At 68.0% G+C, this 25,813-nt stretch carries 32 protein-coding genes; 9 read left to right on the forward strand and 23 right to left on the reverse strand.

The window, feature by feature from the left end:
• Positions 1–16: 16 nt before the first annotated feature.
• From JYG37_RS31960 to JYG37_RS31985, 6 genes are all read right to left on the reverse strand, one after another.
• The gene (locus JYG37_RS31960; RefSeq protein WP_124638156.1) at positions 17–1,048 is read right to left on the reverse strand and encodes an ABC transporter substrate-binding protein; all 1,032 of its coding nucleotides are present in this window, start codon (positions 1,046–1,048) and stop codon (positions 17–19) included.
• 48 nt (positions 1,049–1,096) lie between these two features.
• Complete coding sequence (locus JYG37_RS31965; protein ID WP_213346667.1) at positions 1,097–2,023, reverse strand: TauD/TfdA dioxygenase family protein; 927 nt, start codon at positions 2,021–2,023, stop codon at positions 1,097–1,099.
• Positions 2,024–2,618: 595 nt separating this feature from the next.
• Positions 2,619–2,780, reverse strand: coding sequence for a zinc ribbon-containing protein (locus JYG37_RS31970; RefSeq protein ID WP_213346668.1), 162 nt, complete (start codon positions 2,778–2,780; stop codon positions 2,619–2,621).
• Between the two features lie 35 nt (positions 2,781–2,815).
• Positions 2,816–3,085, reverse strand: a complete 270-nt coding sequence (locus tag JYG37_RS31975; protein WP_050017847.1) for a DUF2934 domain-containing protein — start codon at positions 3,083–3,085, stop codon at positions 2,816–2,818.
• A 26-nt stretch (positions 3,086–3,111) separates the two neighbouring features.
• Entirely contained in the window at positions 3,112–3,537 is a 426-nt protein-coding gene (locus JYG37_RS31980; RefSeq protein WP_050017829.1) for a CBS domain-containing protein, read from the reverse strand.
• Positions 3,538–3,608: 71 nt separating this feature from the next.
• Positions 3,609–4,319: an MgtC/SapB family protein gene (locus JYG37_RS31985; protein ID WP_050017828.1), complete on the reverse strand. Its 711-nt coding sequence runs from the start codon at positions 4,317–4,319 to the stop codon at positions 3,609–3,611.
• Positions 4,320–4,819: 500 nt separating this feature from the next.
• Here JYG37_RS31985 and JYG37_RS31990 point away from each other — a divergent pair, with 500 nt between their 5' ends.
• Positions 4,820–5,104, forward strand: coding sequence for a helix-turn-helix domain-containing protein (locus JYG37_RS31990; RefSeq protein ID WP_050017827.1), 285 nt, complete (start codon positions 4,820–4,822; stop codon positions 5,102–5,104).
• Positions 5,094–6,398, forward strand: a complete 1,305-nt coding sequence (locus JYG37_RS31995) for a HipA domain-containing protein (protein ID WP_213346669.1) — start codon at positions 5,094–5,096, stop codon at positions 6,396–6,398. The genes JYG37_RS31990 and JYG37_RS31995 overlap by 11 nt, the downstream gene beginning before the upstream one ends.
• Positions 6,399–6,467: 69 nt before the next feature.
• On the opposite strand, the gene JYG37_RS32000 is transcribed toward JYG37_RS31995, so the two are convergent.
• Complete coding sequence (locus JYG37_RS32000; protein WP_213346670.1) at positions 6,468–7,433, reverse strand: SDR family NAD(P)-dependent oxidoreductase; 966 nt, start codon at positions 7,431–7,433, stop codon at positions 6,468–6,470.
• A gap of 139 nt (positions 7,434–7,572) precedes the next feature.
• Here JYG37_RS32000 and JYG37_RS32005 point away from each other — a divergent pair, with 139 nt between their 5' ends.
• Entirely contained in the window at positions 7,573–8,493 is a 921-nt protein-coding gene (locus tag JYG37_RS32005) for an AraC family transcriptional regulator (protein ID WP_124630968.1), read from the forward strand.
• A 143-nt stretch (positions 8,494–8,636) separates the two neighbouring features.
• Here the strand turns inward: JYG37_RS32005 and JYG37_RS32010 are convergent, their stop codons facing one another.
• The 11 genes from JYG37_RS32010 to JYG37_RS32060 form a co-directional block, all read right to left on the reverse strand.
• Positions 8,637–9,167, reverse strand: coding sequence for an OsmC family protein (locus JYG37_RS32010; protein ID WP_124630969.1), 531 nt, complete (start codon positions 9,165–9,167; stop codon positions 8,637–8,639).
• A 60-nt stretch (positions 9,168–9,227) separates the two neighbouring features.
• A complete protein-coding gene (locus JYG37_RS32015; RefSeq protein WP_124593653.1) occupies positions 9,228–10,298 on the reverse strand; it encodes a substrate-binding domain-containing protein in 1,071 nt (356 codons plus the stop codon).
• Between the two features lie 166 nt (positions 10,299–10,464).
• Complete coding sequence (locus JYG37_RS32020; RefSeq protein WP_213346671.1) at positions 10,465–11,523, reverse strand: ABC transporter permease; 1,059 nt, start codon at positions 11,521–11,523, stop codon at positions 10,465–10,467.
• Positions 11,520–13,088 carry a sugar ABC transporter ATP-binding protein gene (locus JYG37_RS32025; protein WP_213346672.1) on the reverse strand — a complete coding sequence of 523 codons (1,569 nt, stop codon included), beginning with the start codon at positions 13,086–13,088 and terminating at the stop codon, positions 11,520–11,522. Before JYG37_RS32025 ends, JYG37_RS32020 begins: the two co-directional genes overlap by 4 nt.
• A 102-nt stretch (positions 13,089–13,190) precedes the next feature.
• Positions 13,191–14,573 (reverse strand): NtaA/DmoA family FMN-dependent monooxygenase, encoded by a 1,383-nt coding sequence (locus JYG37_RS32030; protein ID WP_213346673.1) that lies wholly within the window; start codon positions 14,571–14,573, stop codon positions 13,191–13,193.
• 26 nt (positions 14,574–14,599) lie between these two features.
• A complete protein-coding gene (locus JYG37_RS32035) occupies positions 14,600–15,367 on the reverse strand; it encodes an ABC transporter permease (RefSeq protein WP_124630973.1) in 768 nt (255 codons plus the stop codon).
• On the reverse strand, positions 15,364–16,098 hold the full coding sequence (locus JYG37_RS32040; RefSeq protein WP_050017818.1) for an ABC transporter permease: 735 nt from the start codon (positions 16,096–16,098) through the stop codon (positions 15,364–15,366). The genes JYG37_RS32035 and JYG37_RS32040 overlap by 4 nt, the downstream gene beginning before the upstream one ends.
• 4 nt (positions 16,099–16,102) lie before the next feature.
• Positions 16,103–16,906 (reverse strand): transporter substrate-binding domain-containing protein, encoded by an 804-nt coding sequence (locus JYG37_RS32045; RefSeq protein WP_050017817.1) that lies wholly within the window; start codon positions 16,904–16,906, stop codon positions 16,103–16,105.
• Between the two features lie 188 nt (positions 16,907–17,094).
• The gene (locus JYG37_RS32050; protein ID WP_249746087.1) at positions 17,095–17,274 is read right to left on the reverse strand and encodes a hypothetical protein; all 180 of its coding nucleotides are present in this window, start codon (positions 17,272–17,274) and stop codon (positions 17,095–17,097) included.
• A gap of 134 nt (positions 17,275–17,408) precedes the next feature.
• The gene (locus tag JYG37_RS32055; protein WP_006489184.1) at positions 17,409–17,621 is read right to left on the reverse strand and encodes a twin transmembrane helix small protein; all 213 of its coding nucleotides are present in this window, start codon (positions 17,619–17,621) and stop codon (positions 17,409–17,411) included.
• Positions 17,618–17,968: a hypothetical protein gene (locus tag JYG37_RS32060; protein WP_050017815.1), complete on the reverse strand. Its 351-nt coding sequence runs from the start codon at positions 17,966–17,968 to the stop codon at positions 17,618–17,620. The genes JYG37_RS32055 and JYG37_RS32060 overlap by 4 nt, the downstream gene beginning before the upstream one ends.
• Before the next feature lie 246 nt (positions 17,969–18,214).
• Between JYG37_RS32060 and JYG37_RS32065 the strand changes: the two genes are divergently transcribed.
• Both JYG37_RS32065 and JYG37_RS32070 read left to right on the forward strand, forming a co-directional pair.
• Positions 18,215–18,973, forward strand: a complete 759-nt coding sequence (locus tag JYG37_RS32065) for a YoaK family protein (RefSeq protein ID WP_213346674.1) — start codon at positions 18,215–18,217, stop codon at positions 18,971–18,973.
• Positions 18,974–19,069: 96 nt separating this feature from the next.
• Complete coding sequence (locus JYG37_RS32070; protein WP_006489181.1) at positions 19,070–19,255, forward strand: ribbon-helix-helix protein; 186 nt, start codon at positions 19,070–19,072, stop codon at positions 19,253–19,255.
• Between the two features lie 63 nt (positions 19,256–19,318).
• Here the strand turns inward: JYG37_RS32070 and JYG37_RS32075 are convergent, their stop codons facing one another.
• Together JYG37_RS32075 and JYG37_RS32080 are read right to left on the reverse strand one after the other, a co-directional pair.
• Entirely contained in the window at positions 19,319–20,155 is an 837-nt protein-coding gene (locus JYG37_RS32075) for a spermine/spermidine synthase domain-containing protein (protein ID WP_089490378.1), read from the reverse strand.
• An 81-nt stretch (positions 20,156–20,236) separates the two neighbouring features.
• Positions 20,237–20,590, reverse strand: coding sequence for a zinc ribbon domain-containing protein YjdM (locus JYG37_RS32080; protein ID WP_006498247.1), 354 nt, complete (start codon positions 20,588–20,590; stop codon positions 20,237–20,239).
• A 368-nt stretch (positions 20,591–20,958) separates the two neighbouring features.
• Here JYG37_RS32080 and JYG37_RS32085 point away from each other — a divergent pair, with 368 nt between their 5' ends.
• The 3 genes from JYG37_RS32085 to JYG37_RS32095 all read left to right on the forward strand — a co-directional run bounded on the left by JYG37_RS32085 (position 20,959) and on the right by JYG37_RS32095 (position 22,216).
• Positions 20,959–21,222, forward strand: a complete 264-nt coding sequence (locus tag JYG37_RS32085) for an HPr family phosphocarrier protein (protein ID WP_249746088.1) — start codon at positions 20,959–20,961, stop codon at positions 21,220–21,222.
• A gap of 65 nt (positions 21,223–21,287) precedes the next feature.
• On the forward strand, positions 21,288–21,509 hold the full coding sequence (locus JYG37_RS32090) for a hypothetical protein (RefSeq protein WP_050017811.1): 222 nt from the start codon (positions 21,288–21,290) through the stop codon (positions 21,507–21,509).
• Positions 21,510–21,649: 140 nt separating this feature from the next.
• Positions 21,650–22,216, forward strand: coding sequence for a GNAT family N-acetyltransferase (locus tag JYG37_RS32095; protein WP_050017810.1), 567 nt, complete (start codon positions 21,650–21,652; stop codon positions 22,214–22,216).
• 22 nt (positions 22,217–22,238) lie between these two features.
• Here JYG37_RS32095 and JYG37_RS32100 read toward each other — a convergent pair whose 3' ends face one another.
• Together JYG37_RS32100 and JYG37_RS32105 are read right to left on the reverse strand one after the other, a co-directional pair.
• Positions 22,239–22,460: a hypothetical protein gene (locus JYG37_RS32100; protein WP_050017809.1), complete on the reverse strand. Its 222-nt coding sequence runs from the start codon at positions 22,458–22,460 to the stop codon at positions 22,239–22,241.
• 23 nt (positions 22,461–22,483) lie between these two features.
• Positions 22,484–22,816, reverse strand: a complete 333-nt coding sequence (locus tag JYG37_RS32105) for a hypothetical protein (RefSeq protein WP_213346675.1) — start codon at positions 22,814–22,816, stop codon at positions 22,484–22,486.
• A gap of 584 nt (positions 22,817–23,400) precedes the next feature.
• On the opposite strand from JYG37_RS32105, the gene JYG37_RS32110 reads away from it, so the two are divergent.
• Positions 23,401–24,111, forward strand: coding sequence for a response regulator (locus tag JYG37_RS32110; protein WP_124593662.1), 711 nt, complete (start codon positions 23,401–23,403; stop codon positions 24,109–24,111).
• Positions 24,112–24,174: 63 nt separating this feature from the next.
• On the opposite strand, the gene JYG37_RS32115 is transcribed toward JYG37_RS32110, so the two are convergent.
• Positions 24,175–25,812: an efflux transporter outer membrane subunit gene (locus JYG37_RS32115; RefSeq protein ID WP_213346676.1), complete on the reverse strand. Its 1,638-nt coding sequence runs from the start codon at positions 25,810–25,812 to the stop codon at positions 24,175–24,177.
• Position 25,813: the final 1 nt, after the last annotated feature.

The raw sequence follows: 25,813 nt of genomic DNA on the forward strand, positions 1-25,813 counted from the left end.
CGAACATCGGCGCTGCTCAGCTGCCGCCCGCCGTCGCCGGATCGTCGAAGAAGTAGTCGCGCCACGACTTCGGTTCGTTGCGGATCGCGCCCGTGCGATGCATGAACTGCGCGAGCGGCAGCGTGTTCTGCGGCGCGGTCTTGAACTGCACCTGCGGATTGCGCAGGATCTTCAGCAGCAGCGCGCGATCGATCTTCGACCCGTTCACGCGGATATAGGTATCGGCCGCGCGCTCGGGATCGGCCGCGATCTGCCGGGCGGCGTCGGCGAGCGCGGCAACGAACGCGCGATAGGTCTTCGGGTTGTCGTCGCGGAATTTCTCGGTCGCATACAGCACCGTCGCGGAGCTCGGGCCGCCGAGCACGTCATACGAATTCAGCACGATGTGCGCATTCGGGTTGCCGGCGAGCTCCTGCTCCTGGAACGGCGGATTGCCGAAGTGGCCGGTGATCACGTTGCTGTTCGCGAGAATCGCGGCCGTCGCGTCCGGATGCGGAATCGCCTGCGTGAGCGCGTCGAGCTTGTCGAATTGCTTGTCGCCCCACTGCTTCGCGGCCGCGTACTGCAGCACGCGCGACTGCACCGACACGCCGACCGCCGGCACCGCGATGCGGTCCTTCGCGCTCAGGTCGGCGATCGTCTTCACGTTCGGGTTGCTGCTCACGAGGTAGTACGGAAAATTGCCGAGCGACGCGACGCCCTTCACGTTCTGCCGGCCGCGCGTGCGGTCCCACACGGTCAACAGCGGGCCGACGCCCGCGCCTGCGACGTCGACCGCGCCGGACAGCAGCGCGTCGTTCACGGCCGCGCCGCCCGACAGCCGCACCCAGTCGACCTTGATGTCGAGGCCGGCCTTGCGCCCTTCCTTCTCGATCAGTTGCTGGTCGCGCGCGACGTTCAGCATCAGGTAGACGACGCCGAACTGCTCGGCGATGCGGATGCGGCCCTCCGCATGCGCGGCTTGCGGGATGAGTGCGCCCGCGAAGGCGAGCGCGGCGGTGAGCGTGGCCGCCAGCGCGCGACGCGCCGGCAATAACGAAAACGACATCGGAACTCCGGTCGGGATGAGGCGGAAATGAATGACGCGGCGCGCGGCTCAGAAAGGCGCGTCGCCTTCGATCGTCGTGCGGTACAGCTTGCGGCGCAGGTGGTCGGGCGTGCCGGCGGCGAGATGCATCAGCGAACGGTTGTCCCAGAACACCAGATCGTGGTCGCGCCACGCGTGCCGATACAGGTGCTCGGCGCGCACGCTGTGCGCGAACAGTTCGTCGAGCAGCGCGCGGCTTTCGTCGTCGGGCAGCCCGACGATGCGCGTCGTGAAATGCTCGCTGACGAACAGCGCCTTGCGGCCGGTTTCCGGATGCGTGCGCACGACCGGATGCACGACCGCCGCGACCTGCGCGATCTGTTCGGGCGACAGGTTCGGCCGCCACGGGCTGCGCGCCTGCAATTCCGCGTAGCGCGCGAGATACGTATGCTCGGCGCGCAGCCCCTCGACCGCGCGGCGCAGATGGGCCGGCAGCGTGTCCCACGCGAGATGCATGTTCGCGAACAGCGTGTCGCCGCCTTCCGCCGGCAGTTCCTGCGCGTGCAGCAGCGAGCCGAGGCTCGGCTTTTCCTTGTACGACAGGTCGGAATGCCAGAAATGGCCGGCATCGCCGAGCCCGACCGGCTTGCCGTTCTCGACGATGTTCGACACGATCAGCACTTCCGGATGGCCGGCCAGCGCGAACTGGTGCAGCACGTGGATCTGCAGCGGGCCGAAGCGGCGGCTGAACGCGATGTGCTCGTCCGGCGTGATGCGCTGGTCGCGAAACACCAATACGTGGTGATCGAGGTGCGCGCGATGGATGCGCGCGAAATCGTCGGCGTCGAGCGGTTGCGACAGGTCGACGCCGATCACCTCGGCGCCGAGCGGCGCGTCGAACGGCACGATGTCGAAATGCTGCGCCGCGCCGTCCGGCCGCAGGGCGGGATGCCCGGCGGAAAGCGTTGCGGCGTCGCGGAGGGTGGGAGTCGTCACGGCACGGCCCTGATTCGGTCAAAACGCGAATCTACGAGGCCGTGCCGGCGTGCGTCAACGAAGCGATTCGGATACGTTTATCTGCTGCGGTGATAAAGATCGCTGCTCGCGCATACGTCGACGATCGGGCGTGGAATCGTCCGACTGGTGGCAATGGAGGTTCCGCCCGCATCCTGCCGCGGCACCCCGCGCCGCGCAGCCAACTATGGCTGCCCCGCACCGCCCGACGCCCCATGCCGGGGCGCGCGGTCGATTCGCCGCCGGGTGTCGGGTTGCGCCGGTTCGGTACGTCGGCGGCCTCGCGTGCCGCGTCGGGCGACGCGCTGTCCTGTCGTTCACTGTCACGGGTCATGAATTTCTCCCCGTGCGGATGCTGAATACGTTGCGCCGCACCGCGCCGCGATGGGTGGCACGGCGGCCCACAACGCTTCCAGCAAGCGACATGCCGTCGTCGGACTGCCCGGTCGCACCCCAAGCGAATGAATCCGCCAAAGAAATTACACGTGGCGCGTCATCCGGCGCAGCCTCCCCAACGCGCGTGGCAGCGTCGATGCGAAAACGCAACGCGGCACGCGCGATGCGACGTGCGCCCTGCCTACTTGTTGCCCGGCTCGCGCGTCCGCTCGCCGTACGTGCCGTTACCGCAGTGCGGGCATTTCGGGATCGGGTGTCCCGCCTGCACGTGCGTCGACCGGTGGCATTTCTCGCATCGAAAGTCACCGGTTTTTTCCGATTTCTCTCCTGCGTGCGCCGTCATCTTCGTTCTCCTTCCGGCTTGCGATTACCCGCGCTTCACCGCGTGCGTCGCCTTTCGTGCGCGACCTCGCCGGTCGGCACCGCATCGACGTCCTGCAGCGGCTCGCCCGGAATGCGGCGCTTCGCGGACTGATCGACCGGCCAGTCCACCGCCTGCTCGCCGCTCCCGTCCGCGCTGCCGCCCTCGGCATCGAGTTGCTGCTCGGCCCGCTGCCAGTATTCGTCGGCCCGGCCGTCGGGCGCGCCGTCCGCCTGCCACAGCCGGTACGCACGCTCGCGGATCTGCGTTTCCCTGTCTTCGTTCATGTCGTTCTCCGTGTCTGCGATGGCGATCACCGATCCGGGCGCGACGGCGCCGATACCGCGCCGAGCGTCGACGACATCGCGCCGTCCGCGGCGGTCGCCAGATCGCCCAGCGCGACGATGCCGACCAGCCGCTTCTGCCGGTCGACCACCGGCACGCGGCGAATCTGCGCGTCTTCCATCTTCTTTTGCACCGCCGAAATGTCGTCGTCCTCGTAACACCAGTTCGCGGGCCCGCTGACGACGCCCTCGATCGACTCGTTCGGCGGCACGCCCATCGACACCGCGCGCACGACGATGTCCCGGTCCGTCAGCATGCCGATCAGCCGCGTGCCGTCGCAGACGGGCAGCGCACCGACGTTGAGGTCGCTCATCAGTTTGGCCGCCTCGCGCAGGCTCTGCGTCGGACCGACGGTCGCGGCGTCGCGTGTCATCACTTCCGATACACGTGTCATGTTTCGCTCCTTGATAAACCGCCCACGGCGGCCTGCTGCACGAGCATCGCGCGTTCCGGCGGCCGCGCGCGTCAGTTCTCCGTCGAGCAACGGACCGACGTCAGGCCGGCCGACTCGACGATCCGCATCAGTTGCTTCAGCATCACGTCGGCGCCGGTGGCTTCGCGCCACTGCACGAATAATTCCTCCTCTCGCACCGCGCGTGCGGCCGTTTCGCAAAAGCTTTTTGTCCGGCATGTGAATCCCGCGTCGCGCAGCTTCGCGGCCAGTTGTTCGCGCGCAGCCGAGCCCACCGGATACTCGACCGTGATGAGCGCGGTCCTGACGCGCCGCAAGCGCTGCTCGACGAACCGCAGCGGCCACACGACCAGCAGCGCGAGGACGAGCCCGACCGCACCGAGCGACAACTGGCCGCCGCCGATGCACAGCCCGATGACCGTCACGAACCACAACGTCGCGGCCGTGGTGACGCCGGACACCAGGCCGTCGCGATGAAGAATCGCGCCGCCGCCGATGAAGCCCATCCCGGTCAGGATGCCGAGCGGCAGCCGCATCAGGTCGAGCACCGAGAACGCGCCCTCCGGTTTGCCCGCCTGCAGCAGCAGCGCATTGACCTGCAGCATCGACAGGCACGCGGCGAGGCAGACGAGGATCGTCGTGCGCAGGCCGGCCGTCTTGCCGGATTCGCTGCGATCGACGCCGATCAACCCACCCGCGACGAGCGCCAGCGCGATCCTGACCAGAACGTCGTGCCACTGCAGTACGACCGGCATCGGTTCCATGCGCCCTCCCATGCAAATCGTCGTGCGTCGGGGCGCGAACGCCGCCGACGACGCCAGCGCGGCGCAAGGATCGGGCCTGCTTTCCCGAGGGGGCGGCGCGTGTAGTACGTCGGAGGAAATTGTAGAAAGGCGCGTGCTGCGCACACCTTGCCACCGCGGCTACGGTGTCCGGACGTTCTTCGCGGAACGATCGCGCGTCGCCACTCCGCGCACGGGACGGCGGCAAGCCGACGGCCCCTGCAGCCATCCGCCGCGCGCACGATCCGGCGTGGCCGGTCGGACGCGCATGCGAAGGCGCTCACGTCCCTTCTCTTCGCATCCGATCGGATACGAATACTGTTCCAACGCCCCTTTTCCCGATATTTCGTTCCCGATTGGGAACGAAACGGCATCCGAGCCGTCGGGATCATCCGTTCGTTCCCGTACGAATACGAACTGCTGCCCAACCCCGCGAGTTATGCAATACTGTTCCCGATCAGATACGAAGCACGGAGAACGTCATGTCGGAGTCCCAATCCGTCGACACGATCGGCGCGCTCGCCCACTTCATTCGCGCGGCGCGAATCCAGCAGGGATTCACGCGGGACGAACTCGCGAACGCGACCGGGCTGTCGCCGAAATTCATCAGCCAGGTGGAAGCCGGCAAACCGACCGCGCAAATCGGCAAGGTCATGCTGCTGCTGAGCGAGCTCGGCGTGCGGCTGTACGCGGAGTCGTCGATCGAGATCTCCGAAGCCACCGCGCTGAAGGCCGCGCAACGCCGCAGGAGCAGCTATGGCGGCTAGAACGCTGATCGCGTCCGCGAACGGCGTGCGCATGGGCACGCTGACCGACGACAAGGGGATCTGGTCGTTCGCGTACGCCCCGCAGTGGCTCGCGTCGCCGGCCGCGTATCCGCTGTCGCCGGCGTTTGCGCTGCGCGCAGACGTGTTCACCGACACGTCGACCGATCGCCCGGTCCAGTGGTTCTTCGACAACCTGCTGCCCGAGGAAGGCATGCGCACGTCGCTCGCGCGCGAGGCGAAGGTCGATGCCGCCGACGCGTGGGGCCTGCTCGCGTACTTCGGCCGCGAATCGGCCGGCGCGCTGACGCTGCTGGCCGACGGCGAGCAGGAAACGCCCGGCGGCCTGCAGCCGCTGCCGCTCGACGAGCTCGAGCGCCGGATCCAGGCGATGCCCGAGCGCGCGCTGACGGCCACCGCGCCCAAGCGCATGTCGGCGGCCGGCGCGCAGCAGAAGCTGCTGCTGGTGCTGCGCGGCAACGCGCCCGACTACGCGCTGTTCGAGCCGGTCGGCAGCGAACCGTCGATGCACCTGCTCAAACCCGACATGCGGGCGGCCGGCTATCCGCATTCGGCGATCAACGAGTTCTTCTGCATGCGGCTCGCGAAAAAGATGGGGCTCGACGTGCCCGACGTGCATTTCCTGCGCGCGCCGTCCGCGTGCTACGTGATCGACCGGTTCGACCGCGACGTCGCGTCCGAACCGGCCGGGCGCGTGCATACGATCGACGCGATGCAACTGCTCAACTACGACCGCGGTTTCAAGTACCAGCGGGCGAATGCACAGGAACTGGCCCGCGCGATCGACCGCACCAGCACGCGCGCGCTCACGCGTCTGTCGGTGTTCCGCTGGACCGTGTTCAACGTGGTGGTCGGCAATGCCGACGCGCACCTGAAGAACCTGTCGTTCTTCGTCGACGCGCGCGGCTACCGGCTCGCGCCGTTCTACGACATCGTCAGCACGGTCGTGTATCACACGCCGACGCACCGGCCCGACCATCGCGGCGATCACTGGCCGCACTGCGAGCTGACGATGCCGCTCGGGAATGCGACGCGGTTCGCCGATATCGGCGTGGATGCACTCGTCGCGTTCGGCCAGGCGCTCGGGCTCAGGGAGAAAGCGGCCGCCAGCGAACTGCAGCGCTTTCTCGAACCGCTCGATCGTCACGTCGAGCAGACGCTCGATGAAGTGCGAAAGATCGCGCATCCGGACGCCGGGGAAATGCGGTTGCTGAATTCGATCGTCGCGATGCCGATCGCGGAAATGGGGCGCGCGCTGCGAAAGACGCGCGGATAGACTGCCGCGCGCGAGTATCGAATCGCCGCCGATACCCGCGCGGCGCCCGGGCCGGCGAATGCGTGGGCGTCAACGGCGCACGGCAAAGGCATCGACGCCCGTCGCCGCGGCGGACCACGCCCACAGCCGCGCCGCGTCCTCCGGATCGATCGCATGCGGCCGCACGCCCGATTCCTCGTTGCCGCGCGTCACCATCGCGACGTCGCAATCCTCGCAATAGACGCCGCCGAGATCGGCAATGCGCGGCGACGTCGCCGCCCATACCTGCGTTGCCGCGCCCTGCGCAGGCGTTTTGAAGGTCGGATCGATCGGCGCGCCGTGCTCGTCGACCCAGCCCTGCGCCATCATTTCCGCGCGCGTCAGATGACGCTGCAGCGGCGTCGCGATCTTGCCCGGATGCAGCGAATACGCGCGAACCCCGAACGGCGCACCGAGCCCGTCGAGCTGTACCGCGAACAACGCGTTGGCGGTTTTCGACTGCCCGTACGCGAGCCATTTGTCGTAACCGCGCGCGAAATCGATATCGTCCCAGCGGATCGGCGACAGCCGGTGCCCGAGCGACGACACCGCAACCACGCGCGCGCCGTCGCCGTGCGCGAGCGCCGGCCACAGCCGGTTGACGAGCGCGTAGTGACCGAGGTGATTGACGGCCATCTGCGCTTCCCGGCCGTCGCCCAAGCGAGTTTCCGGGCACGCCATGATGCCCGCGCTGTTGATGACGACATGCACGTCGCGACGCGCGTCGACGAACCGCGCGGCGAATGCGGCCACGCTCGCGGGGTCCGCGAGATCGAGCGTCGCGATCTCCACGCCGGCGATGCCGCGCGTCGCTTCGCGCGCGGCCGCGGCGCTCCGTGCGCCGACGACAACGTGCGCACCGGCCTGCGCCAGTGCCCGCGTGGTTTCGAGGCCGAGACCCGAATGGCCGCCCGTGACGATGGCGGTCTTGCCGTGCAAGTCGAGGCCGGCCAGTACGTCGGTCGCCGTCGATCCCGCGTCGAATCCGGAATGAAGGGGATGCTGCCTGCTCGTCATCGAAAGCTCCTGGAATGATGCTCGATGCGCGCGGCCGCCCGTCGGCCGCGTCACCGCACGAGATCATTCTCCAGCCGCGCATCCGGACTGTGAATGCAATAGAATCCGGTTTTTCGTCGAGATCGTCCGGGGATTGCGCGTGGACCCGCTATCGGAAGTGCTGTCGCTGCTGGAAACGCGCGACTCGTTTTTCACCGGCCTGCGGGCCGGCGGCCCGTGGGCGGTCGACCTTCCGCCGCCCGACGGGATCAAGTTCAACGCGGTGGTCGAAGGCAGTTGCTGGCTGACCGTGGACGGTGCGGGGCCGCCTGTCCGGCTGCGCACGGGGGACTGCTTCCTGCTCGCCGCGCCGCGGGCATTTTCGCTGGCGAGTGATCCGTCGGTCGCGCCGGTGCCGGCCGCCGACGTGTACCGGCATCTCGAACGCGGTATCGCGCACTACGGCGAACCGGCCGACTGCTTTCTGATCGGCGGCCGCTTCGCGTACGAGGAAGGCATGCCGCTGCTGCTCGGCAGCCTGCCGCCCGTGGTCGTCGTCAGCGGCAATTCCGAACCGGCGGCGGTGCTGCGCTGGTCGCTGCAGCAGCTCGCACGGGAATTCGGCGCGGCGTCGCCGGGCGGGTCGCTGATGGTCCGGCATCTCGGCCACATGATGCTGGTGCAGATCCTGCGGCGCTATGTGGACGCCGGCGCGAACGGCGATGTCGGGTGGCTGGCCGGGTTCGCGGATGCGCGCGTCAGCGCGGCGCTGGCCGCGATTCACGCCGCGCCCGAGCGGCGCTGGACCGTCGACGCGCTGGCGGCCTGCTGCCACGTGTCGCGTTCGACGTTCGCGCTGCATTTCAAGCGGCGGCTCGGGTTCGGGCCGCTCGAATACGTGCTGCGCTGGCGGATCCAGCTGGCGATGCGCGAACTGCGCAGATCGAACGCGTCGATCTCGGCGATTGCGCAGCGGCTCGGCTACGACTCGGATAGCGCGTTCGGCCATGCGTTCAAACGCATCGTGGGCTGCTCGCCGCGCGCCTATCGTCATGACGTGACGAAGGAACCGCGCAACTAGCGTCGTGACCGCCCTCGTCGGGCGCGTGGCGGCGCGAATTCGTCAACGTCATGCATTCGCATTACGACTATCAGGATAAGTATTCTTATCACAATACATCTATTTCATTTCCAAACTTGGCCGTACAGCAATGCGTCATCGCATCACGCGCCGGTATGCCGCAATTCCCCGTCGATGTGCTGCGGAAGCCTCAGCAGGTTGAAGATCGGGCACACCTCCTCGACCGCCTGATGCAATGCACGAATGGCTTCCGGCGGCTCCGGCGACACGATGTCCAGCGTATAGCGGATGTTGTGCGGGAATACCGGCACCTGTTCGAACCCGGGCTGCTGCGCGAGCGGATGCTGGTCGCCGGTGACTTCGACTTCGATCGCGTCGATCTTCAACCCCCGCTCCGCGGCCTGGATCAGCGTGATGTGCGTGAGGCAACTGCCGAGCACGCCGAGTTGCAGTTCCGGCGATGCGGGCCCCAGGTTGTAGCCCGCGAAATCGGGCGGGCTGTCGCTGATCACCTGGAAATCGCGAATCCGGATCTCGCGCACGCCGCTGCGGCCGAGCGCGCGCACGGTCGCCTTCAGCGGCGTCGCCTTGAAATCGGGATCGTTGCGAGCGGCCTGCTGCTTCGCGTGCCACGCATCGCGCTTTTGCGCGAGATAGTCGTTCAGGGTCGTCATGGTCAAGTCATGGGCAGGCGGCACGCACGCGACGGATCGGTTCGCTGCGCGCCGAAGCGATCAGTCGATCGCCGGAATCCACGCGGCCGTCGCCGCGTCGCTCGTGCGGAACGCCGGGAACTTCGCGCCGAGTTCGGCCACGGTATGAATGTCGTTCTTCACGAGATCGTCGCGCGTGATCAGCGTCGGCTTGACCGCGATGCGCGCGCCCGGGTTTTGCCCGGCGACCAGCAGCGCCGCGGCCCGCACCGACACCGCGCCGACGACCGCCGGATTGGTCGCGGCCGTCGCGACCCATGCGCTGTTCGGCGCGCGGATGGCCTCGATGTCGGCCGTCGACACGTCCGCGCTGTAGATGCGCAGCTTCGACGACAGCCGGGCCTCGTCGGCCGCGAGCTTCGCGCCGCGCGCGAATTCGTCGTACGGCGCGAACACGACGCGAATGTCCGGATTCGCGCGATACACGGCCGCCGCCTGGTTCGCGACCGACTGCGCGATCGGATTGTCGACGGTGCCCCAGCGCGCCTTTTCCCGAACCTGCGGGTGCGCGCGCTTGAAATCGCGCCACGCGGCATCGCGCCGGTCGAGCGGCGCGAATCCGGCCACGTACACATACCCTGCCGAAAACGCGTCGCCGTTGTCCTTCACCGCCTGATCGAGCAGCAGGTTCGCGAGGTCGCGATCGTTCTGCTCGATCTGCGGCACCTTCGGATTGGCGAGATCGACGTCGAACGCGACGACCTTGATGCCTTTGTCGAGCGCACGCTGAACGACGTCCTTCAACGATTCCGGCAAGCCGTGATTGACGATGATCGCGGACACGCCGATGTTGATTGCCTGCTGAATCTGCTCGCGCTGTTCGGCCGCGTCCTGCCGCCCTTCGTAGATGCGCAGATCGACGCCGAGCGCGCGTGCCTGCTTCTGCGCGCCGGCTTCGTAGGCCTGGAAGAAATCGCCGGTCGACAGGTAGTTGACGAGCGCGATCTTCACGCCGCCCTTGTCGAACGGTGCGGGCGCGCCCTTGAGCGGGCCGGCGTGTGCCGCGGGCATACCGAGCGCGAGTGCGGCGCCCAGTACGAGTGCTCCGAGTTTCGGTTCGAGGCGCGACTTTCGGCGAAGCAACGAGCGCATGGCGTGTCTGTCTCCGTACAGGACGATATCGGCTCAATCTATCAGCACGGCACGCGAACTCAAACCGACCGATTCGGCAATCGATATTACTTTGGATAACAAACGGTCAAGCTTGAAGATTCTTCGAACCCTTGGACGCAGGAACCGAGTCTTGGCGCCCTCACCGTCACGCCCGGGCATCCGTACGGCGACCGATGCCGAACGTAAACGCCAGGGCGAGCACGAGGAGCACGCCCTTGATGAAGTCCTGCATATAGTAGGGAGCGTTCAGCATCGTCAGCCCGTTGAGCAACACGCCGACGAACACCGCGCCGACGACCGTGCCGAACACGTTGGGCCGCTTCGCGCCCCACACCGCGTAACCGATCAGCGCGGCCGCCACCGCGTCGAGCAGCAGCGAGTGGCCCGCGCTCACGTCGCCGCGGCCAACTCGCGCGGCGATCAGCACGCCGCCCAGCGACGCGATCGCGCCCGACACGACGTACGCGGCGACACGGTAGCGCGCGGCCGGCGCACCGGCCAGCCGCGCGGCCGTTTCGTTGCCGCCGATCGCGTAGATCACGCGGCCCCAGCGCGTCGCATCCATCGTGATGCAGGCCAGCACCGTCACGGCCGCCAGCAGCAGCACCGGCAACGGTACGACGTCGAACACGCGCAGGCGGCCGAGCGCGAGGAACGCGTTGGGGAACACGCCGGTGGCGTCGGTGCCGTCCGGCAGCACGGAGCCGGTCGCGAGCGAACGGCCGCCGGTCGGAATCAACTGCAGGCCGGCCAGCAGGAACAGCGTGCCGAGCGTCGCGAGCTGGTCGGGCACGCGCAGCCGCGTGATCAGCAAGCCGTTGAACAAGCCGGCCGCCACGCCAAGCGCGACGCAGGCGATCACGGCAGCCCACGCGCTGCCGTGCCAGACGACCAGCACGTAGCTCGCGGCCATCTGCGCGGTCGCGGCCATGCTGCCGACCGACAGGTCGAAACCGCCGGCCGCGAGCGTGACCGTCACGCCGATGCCGAGCAACGCGACGATCGACACCGCCTGCAGGATGCTGAACAGATTGTCGAGGTTCAGGAACGCGGGCTCCTTGCGCGCGAATACGACCACGAGGATCGCCAGCACGAGCAGGATGCCGGTCCGTTCGAGCGCATCGCGGAGACGGACCGGCCAGGGGCGCGACGAACGTTGGACGGATGCGGCATGACGGTCAGCGGAAGCAGTCACGGGTTTCATGAGCAGGCACGCACGATGGAAGAAGTCGGAGGCTGGCAATCGAGCGTCGCGCGATCGAACCGCACGATACGATCGGCGATCTCGGCGGCTTCCTCGAGATCGCTGACGAACACGATCGTCGCGCGCTCATGCGCATGACGCCGCAGCGTATCGACGATATCGGCGCGCGCGCCCGCATCGATGCCCTGGAACGGCTCGTCGAGCAGCAACAGCCGCGCCGGTTCGGCGTGCCAGCGCGCGAGCACGACCTTCTGCTGGTTGCCGCCGGACAGGTGCGCGACGCGATCGTCGGGCCCCTCGCAGCGAATGCCGAACCGCGCGATCGCCGCCGCGGCGGCCGTGCGTTCGCGCGCTCGGCGCACCGCGCCGCTCGCGAACCAGCGCGACAGGAACGGAAAGCCGATCGTGCCCGCGATCGATGCGAACGGGACGCTGTCGGGGAACAGCGACGTGCGCCAGCGGTCCTCGCCGGCCAGGAATACGCCGGCGCGAATCGCGTCCGCCGGCGAACGTGGCCGCCACGGCCGGCCGTCGAGCGTCATCTCGCCGGCCGCCGCCCGCACCGCGCCGAAGATCGTCCGCGCGAAGCGCGATTTGCCGCCGCCGACGGGGCCCGCGATCGCGACGATCTCGCCGCGCCGCACGTCGAGGTCGAACGGCGTGCCGGTCGGCGTCAGCCGGATCTGCCGCGCGCTGAAGCCTGAGCCGACCACGCCTGCGGATTCGACCCGCCCGGCACGCTCCGGCGCTGCTGCACGCGCACGCGGCAAGGGCCGCCCGATCATCGTTTCCACCGCGGCGTCGAAATCGATCGGCGCGGCCAGATCGGCGACGATCCGGCCGTCGCGGACGATCGCCGCGCGATCGGCGATGCGGCGCAAATCGCAGAGCCGATGCGATACCAGCAGGATGGCGACGCCATCGCGGCGCAACGCGTCCACCAGCACGAACAGCCGCTCGGCCTCCGCCGCTGACAGGCTCGCGGTCGGCTCGTCGAGAATCAGCAACGACGGTTGCCCGGCCAGCGCACGCGCCAGCGTCACACGTTGCTGGTCGGCCAGCGACAGCGCGGCGAGCGGCGCCGCCAGGTCGACGTCGAGCCCGACCCGCGCGGCGAGCGATCGTGCCGCGTCGCGGCGAGCCGCCGGCGGCACGCGCCACGGCGACGCCGGATCGCACAGCCGGTCGAGCAGCAGGTTGTCCGCGATCGACAGCGTCGGCACGACGGCATCGGCCACCGACTGGTGCACGGTCGCGACACCGAGCCGCTTGGCCGCGTGCGGCGACGCCGGCCGATACGGTTCGCCGCGCAGCGTCAGCGTGCCGCCGTCCGCGTGCAGCGCACCGCTCAGGATCTTGACGAAGGTCGACTTGCCCGCGCCGTTCGCGCCCATCAACGCGACGACTTCGCCGGCGCCGATCGACAGGTCGAGCGCCGACAGTGCGACGGTCGCGTCGAAACGCTTCGCGATGCCCGTGGCGCTCAGGACGGGCGACAACGCCGATCGAGGGGGGCGATCTTCGCGCCGCGTCGCGTCCACGGTTTCGTTCGTCGCGCGATTCATGCCGGAAGATTCCGGCCGGCACGATGCGGTTGCAGCAGGAACAGTACGTCATCGGTCATGTCATGCCACTCCGCGGAAAGTCGTTCGGTATCGATCGGATCGTCAGCCCGCTTCAGGCACGGGAAACCGGAACGACGCGCCATGGGCCGTGTCCGGCAGGCGGTCGCGCCCGCTCAGCCGGGAACGGAAGGTGCCGCCCGCCGGCGACGTCCGGTACAGGCCGCGCTTTTTCAGTTCCGGCACGATCAGTTCGGCGAAATCGTCGAGCGTGCCCGGGCTGATCAGCGGATTGAGCATGTAGCCGCTCGTCGTCGACTGCCGCGCATGCTCGGCGAGCTGGTCCGCGACTTCGTCGGGGGAGCCGACGAGGATCAGGTCGGTGCCGCGCGTGACGCTCGCGAACTTGCGCCGCACGTCGCCGGCGGTGAGCGGCTTGCCGCTGCCATCCGGCCGCACCACGTAGGACGTCAGCCCTTCCGTCTGCGTCGTCAGCGGTTCGTCGTCCGCATAGCGGTCGATGTCGATGCCGGTGTCGCCCGCATAGCTGACGAGCTGCGCGTGCTGGTGATAGTGCTGCTGCAGCGTGTGATATTTCTCCTTCGCGTCGCCCGACGAGCGCGCGGTCACGATCCGCAGCACCGTCAGCGACTTCACGTCGTCCGCCGCGCGGCCGCGCGCGGCCGCGCGCCGGCGAATCTCGTCGAGGCCCGCGCGAATCTCGTGCGGATTCGACTTCGCGACGAACACCACTTCCGCGTGCTTCGCCGCGAACTCGCGCCCGCGCCCCGACCAGCCGGCCTGGATCAGTACGGGCGAGCGCTGCGGCGACGGCGCACAGACGTGCGGCCCCTGCACGCGGTAATGCCTGCCTTCGTGCGCGATTGGCCGCACGCGGTCGCCACGCGCATAGCGCGGCGCGTGCTTGTCGGCGACGACCGCGTCGTCCGCCCAGCTTCCTTCCCACAGTTTGTAGACGACGTCGAGAAATTCCTCCGCGCGCGCATAGCGTTCGTCATGGCCGATCATCCGGTCGAGCCCGAAGTTGCGCGCCGCGCTCGTCAGGTAGGACGTCACGATGTTCCAGCCGATCCGGCCGTTGCTCAGATGATCGAGCGTGCTGAAGCGGCGCGCGAGCGCGAACGGATGCTCGTACGTCGTGCTCGCCGTCACGCCGAACGCGAGCCGCTCGGTCTGCGCGACGAGCGCCGGAATCAGCATCATCGGATCGTTCGCGGGCGCCTCGACCGCCCACTGCACCGCGGCGTCGGCCGACCCGCCATAGACGTCGTACAGGCCGAGCACGTCCGCGAAGAACAGCATGTCGAGATCGGCCTGCTCGGCCGTGCGCGCGAGGTTCGACCAGAACGGGAGCGTATTCGCGCGCAGCCGGTCGTCGGCGGGATGGGTCCACAGGCTCGGCGCGCCGCCGCAGCCGACGCTGGCTTGTTCGTACAGGGAAAACAGCAAGGGGCGAGGATCGGACATCGTCGAAATCGGTACCAGGCAAGAAATCAGTTGGGTGCCGCCCACGCGCCCGACGACGCGCGGCCGCGCGGTGCGGACACGCGGTCGTCGGGCGTGCGCGTCAGGTAGCGATTGATGCGCTTCTCGAGACGGGCGGCGGGAATGGTCAGCAGCGCGACCAGCACGACATAGACGATCGCCGCGCCAGCCAGCGGTTCGTACACGCGCAACGTCTCGAAGCGCAGCGTATTGGCCGTGCCCATCACGTCGAACACGGTCACGGTCGACGCGAGGACGGTCGATTTCAGCAGCAGGATTGCCTCGCCGGTGAGCGCAGGCAGCGCAAGCCGCCATGCACGCGGCCCGACGATGCGGCGCAGCACCTGCATGCGCGTCATCCCGTAGGCATGGCCGGCCTCGATCTCGCCGGCCGGCACGCCGGCGATCGCGCCGCGCAGGATCGTCGCGACGTACGCGCTCTCGTTCACGCTCAACGCGACGATCGCGTACCAGAACGCGTCGCGCAGCAGCGGCGACGCCCAGCTGTCGCGCATCCATTCGCGCGGAACGATCTGCCCGAATCCGTAGTACAGCAGATAGAGCTGAACGAGCAGCGGCGTGCCGCGGATCAGCATGAGCCAGCCGCGCGCGGACCAGCGCAGCGGCGGATGGCGTGCACCGGCGGCGAGCGCGAGCGGCACGCCCAGCAGCACGCTGGCCGCGCCCGACCAAAACGTCAGCGCGAGCGTGGTCGGCACCGCGGCGAGCAGCTTCGGCATCACCGTGTCGAGCAGAAAAGGCAGCGAGAAGATCATGTCGTCGCGCGCCTCGTGCCGCGATTCGCATGCCGTTCGAGCGCCGCGAAAATGCCGGTCGACGTGATGCTCAGCAGCAGGAACAGTGCGGCCGTGACCAGATAGAAGAAGACGTAGTGCCGCGTCGCACCGGCCGCGAGCTGGCTCGCCTTCAGCAGATCCGTGAACGAACCGAGCACGCTGATGAACGACGCGTCCTTGGTCGCGTTCAGCCACACGTTGCCGACGCCCGGCAGCGCGAGCCGCGCGGCGGCCGGAAGCCGGATGCGCGCGAACGTCTGCCAGGGCGTCATCCCGTACGCGTGCGCGGCTTCGATCTCACCGACCGGCACGTTGACGAGCGCCGCGCGGAAGATGTCGGTGAGATACGCACCCTGGATGAAACCGAGCGACAGCGCGGCGACGACGAACGGATCGAACGCGAAGTCGCCGGACACGATGCCGCTGCCGCGCAGCGCGTTCTCGATGGCCGGTGCGACCGCGTAGAACGCGAGCAGCAGGCACAACAGCTCGGGCAGCGCGCGCACGAGCGTCGTGTAGAGGCGCGCCAGCCACACGAGCGCCGCGTATCGCGACAGCTTGCCGAGCGCGCCGGCGATGCCGAGCAGCACGCCGGTGCAGAACGATGCCGCCGCGACGCCGAATGTCAGCGCGAACGCGCCCGCGAACACGCGGCCATAACCGCCGTCGCCGAATGCGAGCAACGCGAGCAGCGAATCGTCGCCGGCCATGCGCTCAGCGACCCTTCTCGATCGTGCCTTTCAGGTTCGGATAGCGGGCGGTGATCGCATCCCACGTGCCGTCCTGCTGCAGTTGCGCGATCGCGGTCGACAGCTTGCCGCGCAGCGCATCGCCATGCCGCACACCCGCGCCGATGCCGAGCCCCAACACCGGATTGTCCGCGCACGTGGCCTTGACCTCGAAGTCCTTGCCGTCGCGCGACGCGAGGAACGCCGTGAACAGCCCCTTGCCTTCCTGCACGTAGTCGACGCGACCGGACACCAGATCCGCGAGCGCATTGTCGAACTTGTCGAACGCCTTGATCTGCGCATCCTGCTTGAAGCGGGCATCGAGGAACGCCGAGAAGTTCGTGCCGGCCTCGACGCCGATCACGCGGCCCTTGAAGGTGGCGGGCACCGCACAGTCGACGCGGCGCCGGTCGCTTTTCGCGCCGACGAACACGGTCGGCGATTCGTAATACGCGCGGCTGAAATCGATGGCTTTCTGCCGCTCACCGGTGATCGTCATCGACGACCAGATCACGTCGATCTTGCGGTTCTGCAACGCCGGAATCAGGCCGTCCCACGCAATGTCGGTAAGCTCGCAGCGCACGTTCAGCTTGCCGCACGCGGCCTCGAGCACGTCGATTTCCCAGCCCTTCCACTTGCCGGAGGCATCCTTCGAAAAGAACGGCGGGTACGACTCGGCGTCGATGCCGACGCGCACCGTCGGCTGGGCCGCATGGGAAACCGGCGCAAGGCCGAGCACGAACAGCGCGGCCGCGACACGGCGGCCCCCGGAACGCATCAAACGATTCATGTGGCGCATTTCTGGAATAACGTCGGAACGACCGGCGTTACAGCCGGCAGGAGGCGTGACTGTAATGCGCGCCGAAGCGTGTACCAAATGGTTATTTTTTCGATGGATATCTGATCGCGCGATATGCGCGATATGCGCGCAACCGCGTACCGTCCGACGTCCGGCACGGTACGCGGTTCATCCGTCGTTCACGCCGCCACGGCCTCGCGCCGCAACGCCGGCAGTTCCAGATTCGCGCGGAAATCGCCGCCCATATGGTCGGTATCGAGCAGATCGCGCCGCCGCAACTCGGGCAGCAAGCCGTTGAGCAGCAGGTCTTCCCGGTCCGGCTGGCCGAGCCCGTGCAGCGGCGGCGCGCCGCCGTACACGGCTGCAACGGATCGCGCGGGACCCGTACGGTTCGTTCGACCCGCGCTATCCGGTCGGCTGGATCATCGGCGAAGGACTCGACGCGGTCGGTATTCACAGCGACGCGCGCCGCCGCCCGCGCGACAACCGCGCGTCACCGCCCGATCGGCAACCCGGTCGGTTCGATCCAGCCGAGCTTGTACGCGATCAGCAGCGACAGAAACAGCGTGACCGACAACCCGACGCGCGCGGCGAGCGACCACGCCATCCGCTTGGATTTGCCGCGATCGTGATTCATGAAGTACAGCGCGAAGATCAGGCTCGCGATGATCATCGCGAATGCCACAGAAACCAGCAGGGTTTTCATTGCCGTTGCCTTTGAAGATCCGAATCGGCCTGAATCAGTTCGGCCAGTTTTTGCCGCTCATCGGCGACGCCGCCGACACCCGATGCCGGCCAGTCCAGCGCGACGCCGTTGCCGAGCGAATCGCGCACGAGCGCCTGGTAGCGCCGGTCGTTGATCGTGCCGTGTTCCATCGTGTCCGAGATCTCGCGCCGAAACGGCAGCGGGAAACTTGCGTACCCGCGCGACAGCGCCGCATATTGTCTCGCATCGATCTCTTTCGACGAAGGTATGACGGTCCAGATCACCACGGCGACGATGGCCGTGAACGGGATCGCCGTGTAGCGAAGGATGAACTTGATCGGGGTCATGAAGCGGTGAGCAGAAGGGAATCGCGAGTGAGCGAGCGCCGCGCGGCGTCGAAACCGCCAGCCGGCCGCGCGTTGCATCATTGTACTGAAAGCACCATCCTGCCAACAGAGTATGATAATGACATTATCATGTTCATCACATGATTCGACAGCCCCGGGATCCGGTGCAAGCAGCGTGCCCGTCACGCCATCCGCACCGGTTTTCCGCCTGTACCCGCGAATCCGCGACGATCGAGCGAAGCCCTTATGCCAGCGCAGTACTTTCGAACCCTGACGGGAAAACACCGCAGCGCGACCGCGAACCGCCAGCTCGGGTTTTCGCTCGCGTTCGTCGCCGGCGCGGCCAATGCCGGCGGCTTTCTCGCGGTCAAGCAATACACGTCGCACATGAGCGGCATCGTATCGGCGATCGCCGACCAGACGGCGCTCGGCGACGTGCGGCTCGCGCTCGCCGGCATCAGTTCGCTGGGGTCGTTCCTGATCGGCGCCAGTTGCTCGGCGATCCTCGTCAACTGGGGGCGCCGCCGCGGGCTGCACAGCCAGTTCATGCTGCCGCTGCTGGTCGAGGCCGCGCTGCTGTTGCTGTTCGGACTGCTCGGCAGCCATCTCGCGCTGTGGGAAACGTTCTTCGTGCCGGTGACCGTGACGCTGCTGTGCTTCATCATGGGGCTGCAGAACGCGACGATCACGAAGCTGTCCGGCGCGGAAATCCGCACGACGCACATCACCGGCATCGTGACCGATCTCGGCATCGAGCTCGGCAAGCTGTTCTACTGGAATCGGTCGGCCCTCGACGTCGACGCGCATGCGGTGATCGCCAACCGTTCGAAACTGAGGATACACGCGACGATGCTCGCGTCGTTCTTCGTCGGCGGCCTGGCCGGCGCCATCGGCTTCAAGCACGTGGGCTACGTATCGACCGTGCCGCTCGCCGCGGTACTCGTCACGCTCGCGATCGTGCCGGTGCTCGACGACCTGTTCGCGCTGCTGCGCACCAAGCGCTGATCGTGTGCCACGGGCGGCACTTGGGCGCTTCCGGAGCTCGAGCCGAAAGCGCATCGATTATAATTTGATTAACATACTGATCACTCTCGCCCCGTCATGGAAACGAAAACCGCCCGCCTGACCGTCCTGATCGATCCCGCGAAGAAGGAAGCCTTCGAGATGCTCTGCGCGGAGCAGGATCTTACGCCGTCGCAAGTCGTGCGGCAGTTGATCCGCGAATATCTCGACCGGCACGGCGTCACGTACAAGACTCGCAGCGCGATCGGCAAGCGCGTGAAGTAAGCGCGGACGCAAAGGCGCGCGGCGTCGGCGCGGTAGCCACGGCCGCCGCCACCCCCGTCACCATCACGCGCCGATCTCCCAACGTTCGTGCGATTGCGCACGCCACACCAGCCGCCGCGGATCGATGCCCTCGCCGTGCTTCATGCGCCTCGCGGTGGCGGCCAGCTTCAGTTCGCCCGCCTGCGGGCACGCAAGCGCCCGCTCCAGCAGGATACGCAGCGACGGCAGCCGGCTGCCGTCCTTCCATGCGAATGCAACGAAGTTGTTGTCGTCGCCGCACGGCACCAGCGCATACGACGAGCCGAATACCGATCGCAACTGCTCGAGGTGCTGCGGCAATGCCGAATCGTCGTCCATGAAGTTGATCGCGAGCACGCCGGCTTCGCTCAAGCGCGCGCGGCACGCATCGAGAAATGTGCCGCCCGTACAGCGGCCGCGCATACCGTCGGCGACGAATGCATCGTGCAGGATCACATCCGTGCGCACATCCGCCCGCTCCAGATGATCGGCGCCGTCGGCGCATACCACGCGAAAGCGCGCGTCGTCGGCAGGAATCCTGAACACGTCGCGCAGCGCGATCACGTCCGGATTGATCTCGACCGCGTCGATCGACGTGCCGGGCAGGTGGCGGTAGCAGTACTTCGCGAGCGACCCGCCGCCGAGCCCGAGCATGCAGATGTGCGCGGGCTCGGCCTGCAACAGCAGAAAGCCCATCATCACGCGCGTATAGCCGAGCGCGAGCCGCACCGGATCGCGCAGCGACATGAAGCTCTGGGTGCCGAGATGATCGAAGTGCAGCGAGACCGCGTGCTGCGTCTCCAGCACGAACGGCCGGCCGTCGTTCAGCGGCGTCGCCAGGAACCTGACGAACGCGTCGTAGGAAGTTCGATCCTCGGCCATGTGCGGGTAATCGGTTGACAAGCAGCGGCTGAAAAAGCAGCGAATGAAAACGCGGATGCAACGGTCGCCTGGACCGTGCGCTCAGACCTTCTTCAGGTAGCACGCCTTCAGCATGAAGCCGCCCATGTCGGTCTTGCAGTCGACCTCGTGATCGCCGCCGACGAGCCGGATGCTCTTGACCTTGGTGCCCATCTTCAGCGTGATCGACGAACCCTTCACGCGCAAGTCCTTGATCAGCACGACCGAATCGCCGTCGGACAGCACGTTGCCGTTCGCGTCCTTGACGACGTCGCCCGCCGGTTCGTCGCCGGCCTCGGCGCCGGCGTCGGCCGACCATTCATGGCCGCAGTCCGCGCACACGGTCAGCGCGCCGTCCGGGTAAGTGTTTTCCATCGCGCATTGCGGGCAGGCAGGGGCGTTCATTGCGGCTTCCATTCGGGGAGGGGTTCGGGTCGATCGACGATGCCGGGCGAGCACGTTGCGCGCCCGGAGGCGCGGCGACTCGCTCCGCCGGCAGTGCGGCGGGCCGGCATCGGCGCACACGGCATTATAATGCAATTCACATGATCTGGCGGATGCATTATAATCGTCCACTTCCGACAATCCGCGAACTTGAATGCGCCTTCGCAGCGGATGTCGGCACGTTCGCGCCGAATGGCGCGCGCAATCCGCCCGGCCGGCGCCCCGCGACCCTGCGGGAAATCGTGACATGCCGGCCGCCCGATGTCCGCAACACGTGCGCAACCGTGCACCGTGCATGTCGCGCACCGCCCCGCCCACCTGTCCGGAGGCTTTCCAGCATCGTGGCAACCGTTGTGTACGTTGAAATCGGCCCCGCATGGAACCGCAATCGCGGCCGCGCCGCGCGCGACGCGGCGGTCGACGCGGCACGCCGTTTCGACAGCGACATCCAGCTGATCGCGAACGGGCACCGCTGCAACGCAAAAGACAGCGGCGCGATCGCGTCGCTGCAGGTTCACGGCGGCACGTCGGCGCAGGTGCTCGCCACCGGCCCCGACGAGGAAGCGGCGCTGTACGCGCTGCTGCCGTTGCTGCAAGCACGCTGACGCGTGCGCCGCCGATCCGGCGGCCACGCGCCGTCCATCCCGAAACGCCATTTCACGAGGAAGCGATGAACGAGACTCTCACGCCCAACACCCCCAATCTGTCGGCCTCCGCGATCTGGGCGCTCGAACGCCTCGCCGATGTTCGCTACGGCCGCGACGCGCCGGCGCTCGGCTGGTCGATCGCGCGGGAGCTCGTCAACGCCGGGTTCGTCAGCCATCCCGCGCACGGGCGCTCCGGCGCGTCGATCACGGCCGAAGGGCGCTCCTTTCTGAAAAGCCGCAAGTAACCCCTGCCACCGCCGAACCCCGGCCATCCGCGCGATGCGCATGCCTACCCCGATGCGGGCGGGGAATTGCGTCCGCATCGCCGTTTACGCGGTATCGTACGGGACCCAAGCGCGGCGCCCTGCGTCGCCGTCCTTTCCTCATGGAACGCCCGATGACAATCAGCGCCGTGCCACCCGTCTCGTCCCCGCCCGTTCTCGACACGCCACGCCTGATCCTCGAAGGCCACCCGCTCGGCGACTTCGACGCGCTCGCCGCGATGTGGGCGGAGCCCGGCGTCGTCGCGCACATCTTCAACGGCACGCCTTCCACGCCGCGCGACTCGTGGATGCGCATGCTCGCGTATCGCGGGCTGTGGCCGCTGCTCGGCTATGGGTACTGGGCGATTCGGGAAAAGGCGTCGGGCCGGTATGTCGGCGATCTCGGCTTCGCGGATTTCCACCGCAACATCGAGCCGTCGATTCGTGGCGTGCCGGAGGCCGGCTGGGCGCTGGCGACGTGGGCGCAAGGCAACGGCTATGCGACCGAGGCGCTCGCGGCCGCGCTCGCATGGCTCGACGCGCAGCAGCGATTCGAGCGCAGCGTGTGCCTGATCGCGCCGACCAACGTCGCGTCGATCCGGGTCGCGGAGAAAGCCGGTTACGGCGCGCCGCAGCGCATCCGCTTCAACGACGCGGAGTCGCTGATGTTTTCGCGCAAGCGTCGATAGGTTGGGCGAACCGGCGGGCGAGTCAGTCGGCGACCGGTTCGTAGCAATGCATGAAGAGGCCGTCGTCCATCGGCCAGCAGTTACCGCATTCGTCGCGCAGGATCCAGTCGCCCGGCTTCACCGAACGCCAGCCTTCCGGCGTCGCGACCGCCCACCCGCCGTGACGGCGCTCCACCCGTTCATGGTCGCCGTCGGCGAACCACCGCGTTGCATCGACGTGACCGGTGCGTTTCTTGAATTTCATTCCACCACCGAAGGAAGCGAGTCTTATTGTCGCGTAGCCGCCGCGCCCGGATCGGGCAACCGCTGCTGCGCCCTCAGTGCGTTCGTTGCCAAGCGGGTTTCATGCAACGCTTGCCAGCCCTCCGCGATGAGCGCCTCCAGCGTGTCGCGCGCGACCGTGGAAATCCTGACGTCCATCTCCTGCACCTTCATCAGCGCCGACACGACCGCGGCCGGTTGATTGGGTGCAAGCGCAACGATAAACGCCGAACGCATCTCGGCGGCCCGGACGGCCTCGTTCCAGTCGGCACGCGCCACCGCGGCTTCGATCGCGTGCGTGAGTGCATCGAGACGCTGGACGACTTGCAACGGCGTCATTTCGTTTCCCCGTGAATGATTCGTACTGTCCGCTTGCGGGCCCGTCGGGAGCCGGCGCGGCGTCGATTCGACCCACGCGCAGCCGGTTCCGCACCCGAGCAGCATGACGCGACGTGCCGTCGAAACCGGCCGTCGACGCGCTCGGGAACCAGCGGCGATCGCACGATGCGAGGCGCGTCAGTCAGGTTCGGGAATTGTAGGGAGCAGGATGCCCGGACGTCGGTAATATTTTGTAATGATATGTCGACTAACCTTGCCTGGCCTGGGTTCGGCCAGTGCGAACGACGTTCGCGACAGCGCATCGGCGCAAACGTTTTCGTCTGAAGGATGCCTGCTCGCGCATCGTCGCGAGCGCCGCGCCGGATCTCGCATCGACCCGTTTCGGCCGCGCGCGGCCCTGCCCCGCTCCGCCCCGCGTTTCACCCGGCAGCGGCGATTCCCCCATAGCTAAGCTCACCGAACGATTCAGAATTCGCCACATTCCGTTGGAATGTTGCGCAGTATCATCCACGTCGCTTCGGCTACGACGCGCTCGGACTGGGCCTGACCGCTCGCCACCTTCCCGTTTGCCCCTTCGTTTAGCGATGCCCATCCGAATCCTGCTCGTCGAAGACGACGTCCCGCTGTCCGCGCTGATCGCCGATTATCTGCGCAAGCATCATTACCTGGTGGATACGCTGTTCGACGGCGCCGGCGCGGTGCCGGCGATCGTCGCGAGCCGCCCCGACCTCGTGCTGCTCGACGTCAATCTGCCGGGCAAGGACGGCTTCGAGATCTGCCGCGAGGCGCGCATGCACTACGACGGCATCGTGATCATGGTGACGGGCCGCGACGAACCGTTCGACGAATTGCTCGGCCTGGAACTCGGCGCGGACGACTTTCTCCGCAAGCCGGTCGAGCCGCGCCTGCTGCTCGCGCGGATCAAGGCGCAGTTGCGGCGTACGCGCGCGCCGACGGGCGACCCCGTGCCGGATTCGCCGCAGCGATACGTGTTCGGCAAGTTCTCCATCGACCGGGCCGACCGCCGCGTGCATCTTCCGGACGGCAGCATGCCGCGCCTGACGTCGACCGAATTCGACCTGCTGTGGGCGCTCGCGTGCCGCGCCGGCGAGGTGGTCAGCCGGGAAGACCTGACGCTGCTGCTGCGCGGCATCGCGTTCGACGGCCTCGATCGCTCGATCGACGGCCGCATCTCGAAGCTGCGCCGCAAGCTGCGCGACGATGCGAACGAACCGAAACGGATCAAGACCATCCGCTCGAAGGGCTATCAGTTCAGCAAGCACGCGTGGGATTGAGGCCGCGCGTGAGCGGACGAGCTGCGTAGCGCGCGGCCCGCGATGCCCGGCGCGCGCTCGGGGCTACTGCGCCCGTGCCGTACCGGTATCCGTATCCGGTCCGGCCTGCCATCCACCGCCGAGCGCCTTGTACAGCGCGACGAGATCGGTCGTCGTCTGCAACGCGCCCTGCTCGGCTTGCTGCCGGCCCTCCGACCATTGCCGCTCGGCGTCCAGTACGTCGAGGAACGGCGACAAGCCCTTCCGGTATCGATCGCGCGCGAGGTCCAGCGCGCCCTGTTCGGCCCGCACCGCGTCGTCGAGCGCGGCCGCGCGCGCCTGGTCGGTGCGGTACACGGCCAGCGCATTGTCGACGTCGCGCAGCGCGACGAGCACGGCTTGCCGGTAAGCGAGCGCCGCTTCGGCCTGGCGCGCCTGCGACAGCCGCAGGTTCGACACGAGCTGCCCGCCGGAAAAGATCGGCAGCGATACGGCCGGCCCGAACGCATAGAACAGGTGCGACCAGTGCGCGAGTTCGCGCACGTGCGATGCGCGCAGGCCGACCTGCCCGGTCAACGAGACGTCCGGATAGAACTGCGCGACCGCGACGCCGACGTCGGCGGTGGCCGCGTGCAGCTCGGCCTCCGCGCGACGGATGTCGGGGCGTCGGCGCGCGAGTGTCGACGGCAGGCCGACCGGCACGGTCGGCGGCACGTCCGGCAACGCGCGCGGCGCGTCGAGCCAGTCGTCGAGCGCGCCCGGCGCGCCGCCGGCCAGATACGCGAGACCGTTGCGCAGCAGCACGATCTGCTGGTCGAACTGCGGCAGTTGCGCGCGGATCTGCGCGAGCCGGGCCTCGGCGCTGCGCACGTCGAGATCGCTCGCGAGACCGTGCGCGGCCTGCTCGCGCGTCAGGTCGACCAGTTCGCGCTGCGCGCGTTGCAGGTCGTCGGCCAGCGCGCGTTGCGCTTGCGCGCCCCGCAGTTGCAGATAGGTCTGCGCGACTTCGGCCTCGAGCGACAGCAGCGCATCGTCGCGGCCCGCGACCGCCGCGCGCGTCTGCGCGCCGGCCGCTTCGACCGAGCGGCGCACGCGCCCGAACAGGTCCAGCTCCCACGATGCGTCGAACCCGGCCTGCCACAGGTTGACCGGCGATTCGAGCGCATCGAGCGCGCCGCGCGCGCCTTGCTGCACGCTCTCGCCGGTGCCCGGCCCGAACCGGTCGAGCGGCGAGCCCGGCGCGCCGAGACAATCGACGCGCTGGTCGATGCCCTGCTCCTCGACGATGCCTTTCAGGCCGAGCTGCTCGCGCTGGTAGCTCGCGTTCGCGCGCACGTCCGGCAAGCCCTGTGCGGCAGCGGCCCGCACCTGCGCGCGCGCCTGCGCGATGCGCAGCACGGCGGCCTGCACGTCGAGGTTGTCGTGCGCCGCGCGCTCGACGAGCTGGTCGAGCAGTGGATCGCCAAACGCGCGCCACCAGCGCGGATCGGGATCGGCGTCGACCGTCGGCGACGACCGTGCGGCGACGCCGGACGCGGGGGCGGCCGCCTGCCCGTCCGCCCGCATCGCATGCCAGGTGTCCGGGACGTCCGCTTGCGGCGGCTGGTAGTCGGGTCCGACGGTGCAGCCCGCGACGATCGCGCATCCCGCGAATAGCGTCACCGCGCGGCACACGATGGGACGAATCAGGTGGCGGCGACGATTGTTCCGATGCATGCGCATG

Source organism: Burkholderia sp. LAS2, from assembly GCF_018417615.1.
GTDB classification, from domain to species: Bacteria; Pseudomonadota; Gammaproteobacteria; order Burkholderiales; family Burkholderiaceae; genus Burkholderia; species Burkholderia sola.

Bases quoted from the DNA above. Each gene is read 5' to 3' on its own strand.
- JYG37_RS32110 (WP_124593662.1), top strand. From the start codon at position 23,401: ATGCCCATCCGAATCCTGCTCGTCGAAGACGACGTCCCGCTGTCCGCG.
- JYG37_RS31970 (WP_213346668.1), bottom strand. From the start codon at position 2,780: ATGACGGCGCACGCAGGAGAGAAATCGGAAAAAACCGGTGACTTTCGA.
- JYG37_RS31975 (WP_050017847.1), bottom strand. From the start codon at position 3,085: ATGAACGAAGACAGGGAAACGCAGATCCGCGAGCGTGCGTACCGGCTG.
- JYG37_RS32115 (WP_213346676.1), bottom strand. From the start codon at position 25,812: ATGCGCATGCATCGGAACAATCGTCGCCGCCACCTGATTCGTCCCATC.
- JYG37_RS32060 (WP_050017815.1), bottom strand. From the start codon at position 17,968: ATGACCCCGATCAAGTTCATCCTTCGCTACACGGCGATCCCGTTCACG.
- JYG37_RS32020 (WP_213346671.1), bottom strand. From the start codon at position 11,523: ATGAAACCCGTGACTGCTTCCGCTGACCGTCATGCCGCATCCGTCCAA.
- JYG37_RS32045 (WP_050017817.1), bottom strand. From the start codon at position 16,906: ATGAATCGTTTGATGCGTTCCGGGGGCCGCCGTGTCGCGGCCGCGCTG.
- JYG37_RS31980 (WP_050017829.1), bottom strand. From the start codon at position 3,537: ATGACACGTGTATCGGAAGTGATGACACGCGACGCCGCGACCGTCGGT.
- JYG37_RS32030 (WP_213346673.1), bottom strand. From the start codon at position 14,573: ATGTCCGATCCTCGCCCCTTGCTGTTTTCCCTGTACGAACAAGCCAGC.
- JYG37_RS32105 (WP_213346675.1), bottom strand. From the start codon at position 22,816: ATGACGCCGTTGCAAGTCGTCCAGCGTCTCGATGCACTCACGCACGCG.
- JYG37_RS32040 (WP_050017818.1), bottom strand. From the start codon at position 16,098: ATGGCCGGCGACGATTCGCTGCTCGCGTTGCTCGCATTCGGCGACGGC.
- JYG37_RS32055 (WP_006489184.1), bottom strand. From the start codon at position 17,621: ATGAAAACCCTGCTGGTTTCTGTGGCATTCGCGATGATCATCGCGAGC.
- JYG37_RS32000 (WP_213346670.1), bottom strand. From the start codon at position 7,433: ATGACGAGCAGGCAGCATCCCCTTCATTCCGGATTCGACGCGGGATCG.
- JYG37_RS32010 (WP_124630969.1), bottom strand. From the start codon at position 9,167: ATGACGACCCTGAACGACTATCTCGCGCAAAAGCGCGATGCGTGGCAC.
- JYG37_RS32075 (WP_089490378.1), bottom strand. From the start codon at position 20,155: ATGGCCGAGGATCGAACTTCCTACGACGCGTTCGTCAGGTTCCTGGCG.
- JYG37_RS32035 (WP_124630973.1), bottom strand. From the start codon at position 15,367: ATGATCTTCTCGCTGCCTTTTCTGCTCGACACGGTGATGCCGAAGCTG.
- JYG37_RS31990 (WP_050017827.1), top strand. From the start codon at position 4,820: ATGTCGGAGTCCCAATCCGTCGACACGATCGGCGCGCTCGCCCACTTC.
- JYG37_RS31960 (WP_124638156.1), bottom strand. From the start codon at position 1,048: ATGTCGTTTTCGTTATTGCCGGCGCGTCGCGCGCTGGCGGCCACGCTC.
- JYG37_RS32015 (WP_124593653.1), bottom strand. From the start codon at position 10,298: ATGCGCTCGTTGCTTCGCCGAAAGTCGCGCCTCGAACCGAAACTCGGA.
- JYG37_RS32070 (WP_006489181.1), top strand. From the start codon at position 19,070: ATGGAAACGAAAACCGCCCGCCTGACCGTCCTGATCGATCCCGCGAAG.
- JYG37_RS31995 (WP_213346669.1), top strand. From the start codon at position 5,094: ATGGCGGCTAGAACGCTGATCGCGTCCGCGAACGGCGTGCGCATGGGC.
- JYG37_RS32080 (WP_006498247.1), bottom strand. From the start codon at position 20,590: ATGGAAGCCGCAATGAACGCCCCTGCCTGCCCGCAATGCGCGATGGAA.
- JYG37_RS32100 (WP_050017809.1), bottom strand. From the start codon at position 22,460: ATGAAATTCAAGAAACGCACCGGTCACGTCGATGCAACGCGGTGGTTC.
- JYG37_RS32025 (WP_213346672.1), bottom strand. From the start codon at position 13,088: ATGAATCGCGCGACGAACGAAACCGTGGACGCGACGCGGCGCGAAGAT.
- JYG37_RS32090 (WP_050017811.1), top strand. From the start codon at position 21,288: ATGAACGAGACTCTCACGCCCAACACCCCCAATCTGTCGGCCTCCGCG.
- JYG37_RS31985 (WP_050017828.1), bottom strand. From the start codon at position 4,319: ATGGAACCGATGCCGGTCGTACTGCAGTGGCACGACGTTCTGGTCAGG.
- JYG37_RS32065 (WP_213346674.1), top strand. From the start codon at position 18,215: ATGCCAGCGCAGTACTTTCGAACCCTGACGGGAAAACACCGCAGCGCG.
- JYG37_RS32095 (WP_050017810.1), top strand. From the start codon at position 21,650: ATGGAACGCCCGATGACAATCAGCGCCGTGCCACCCGTCTCGTCCCCG.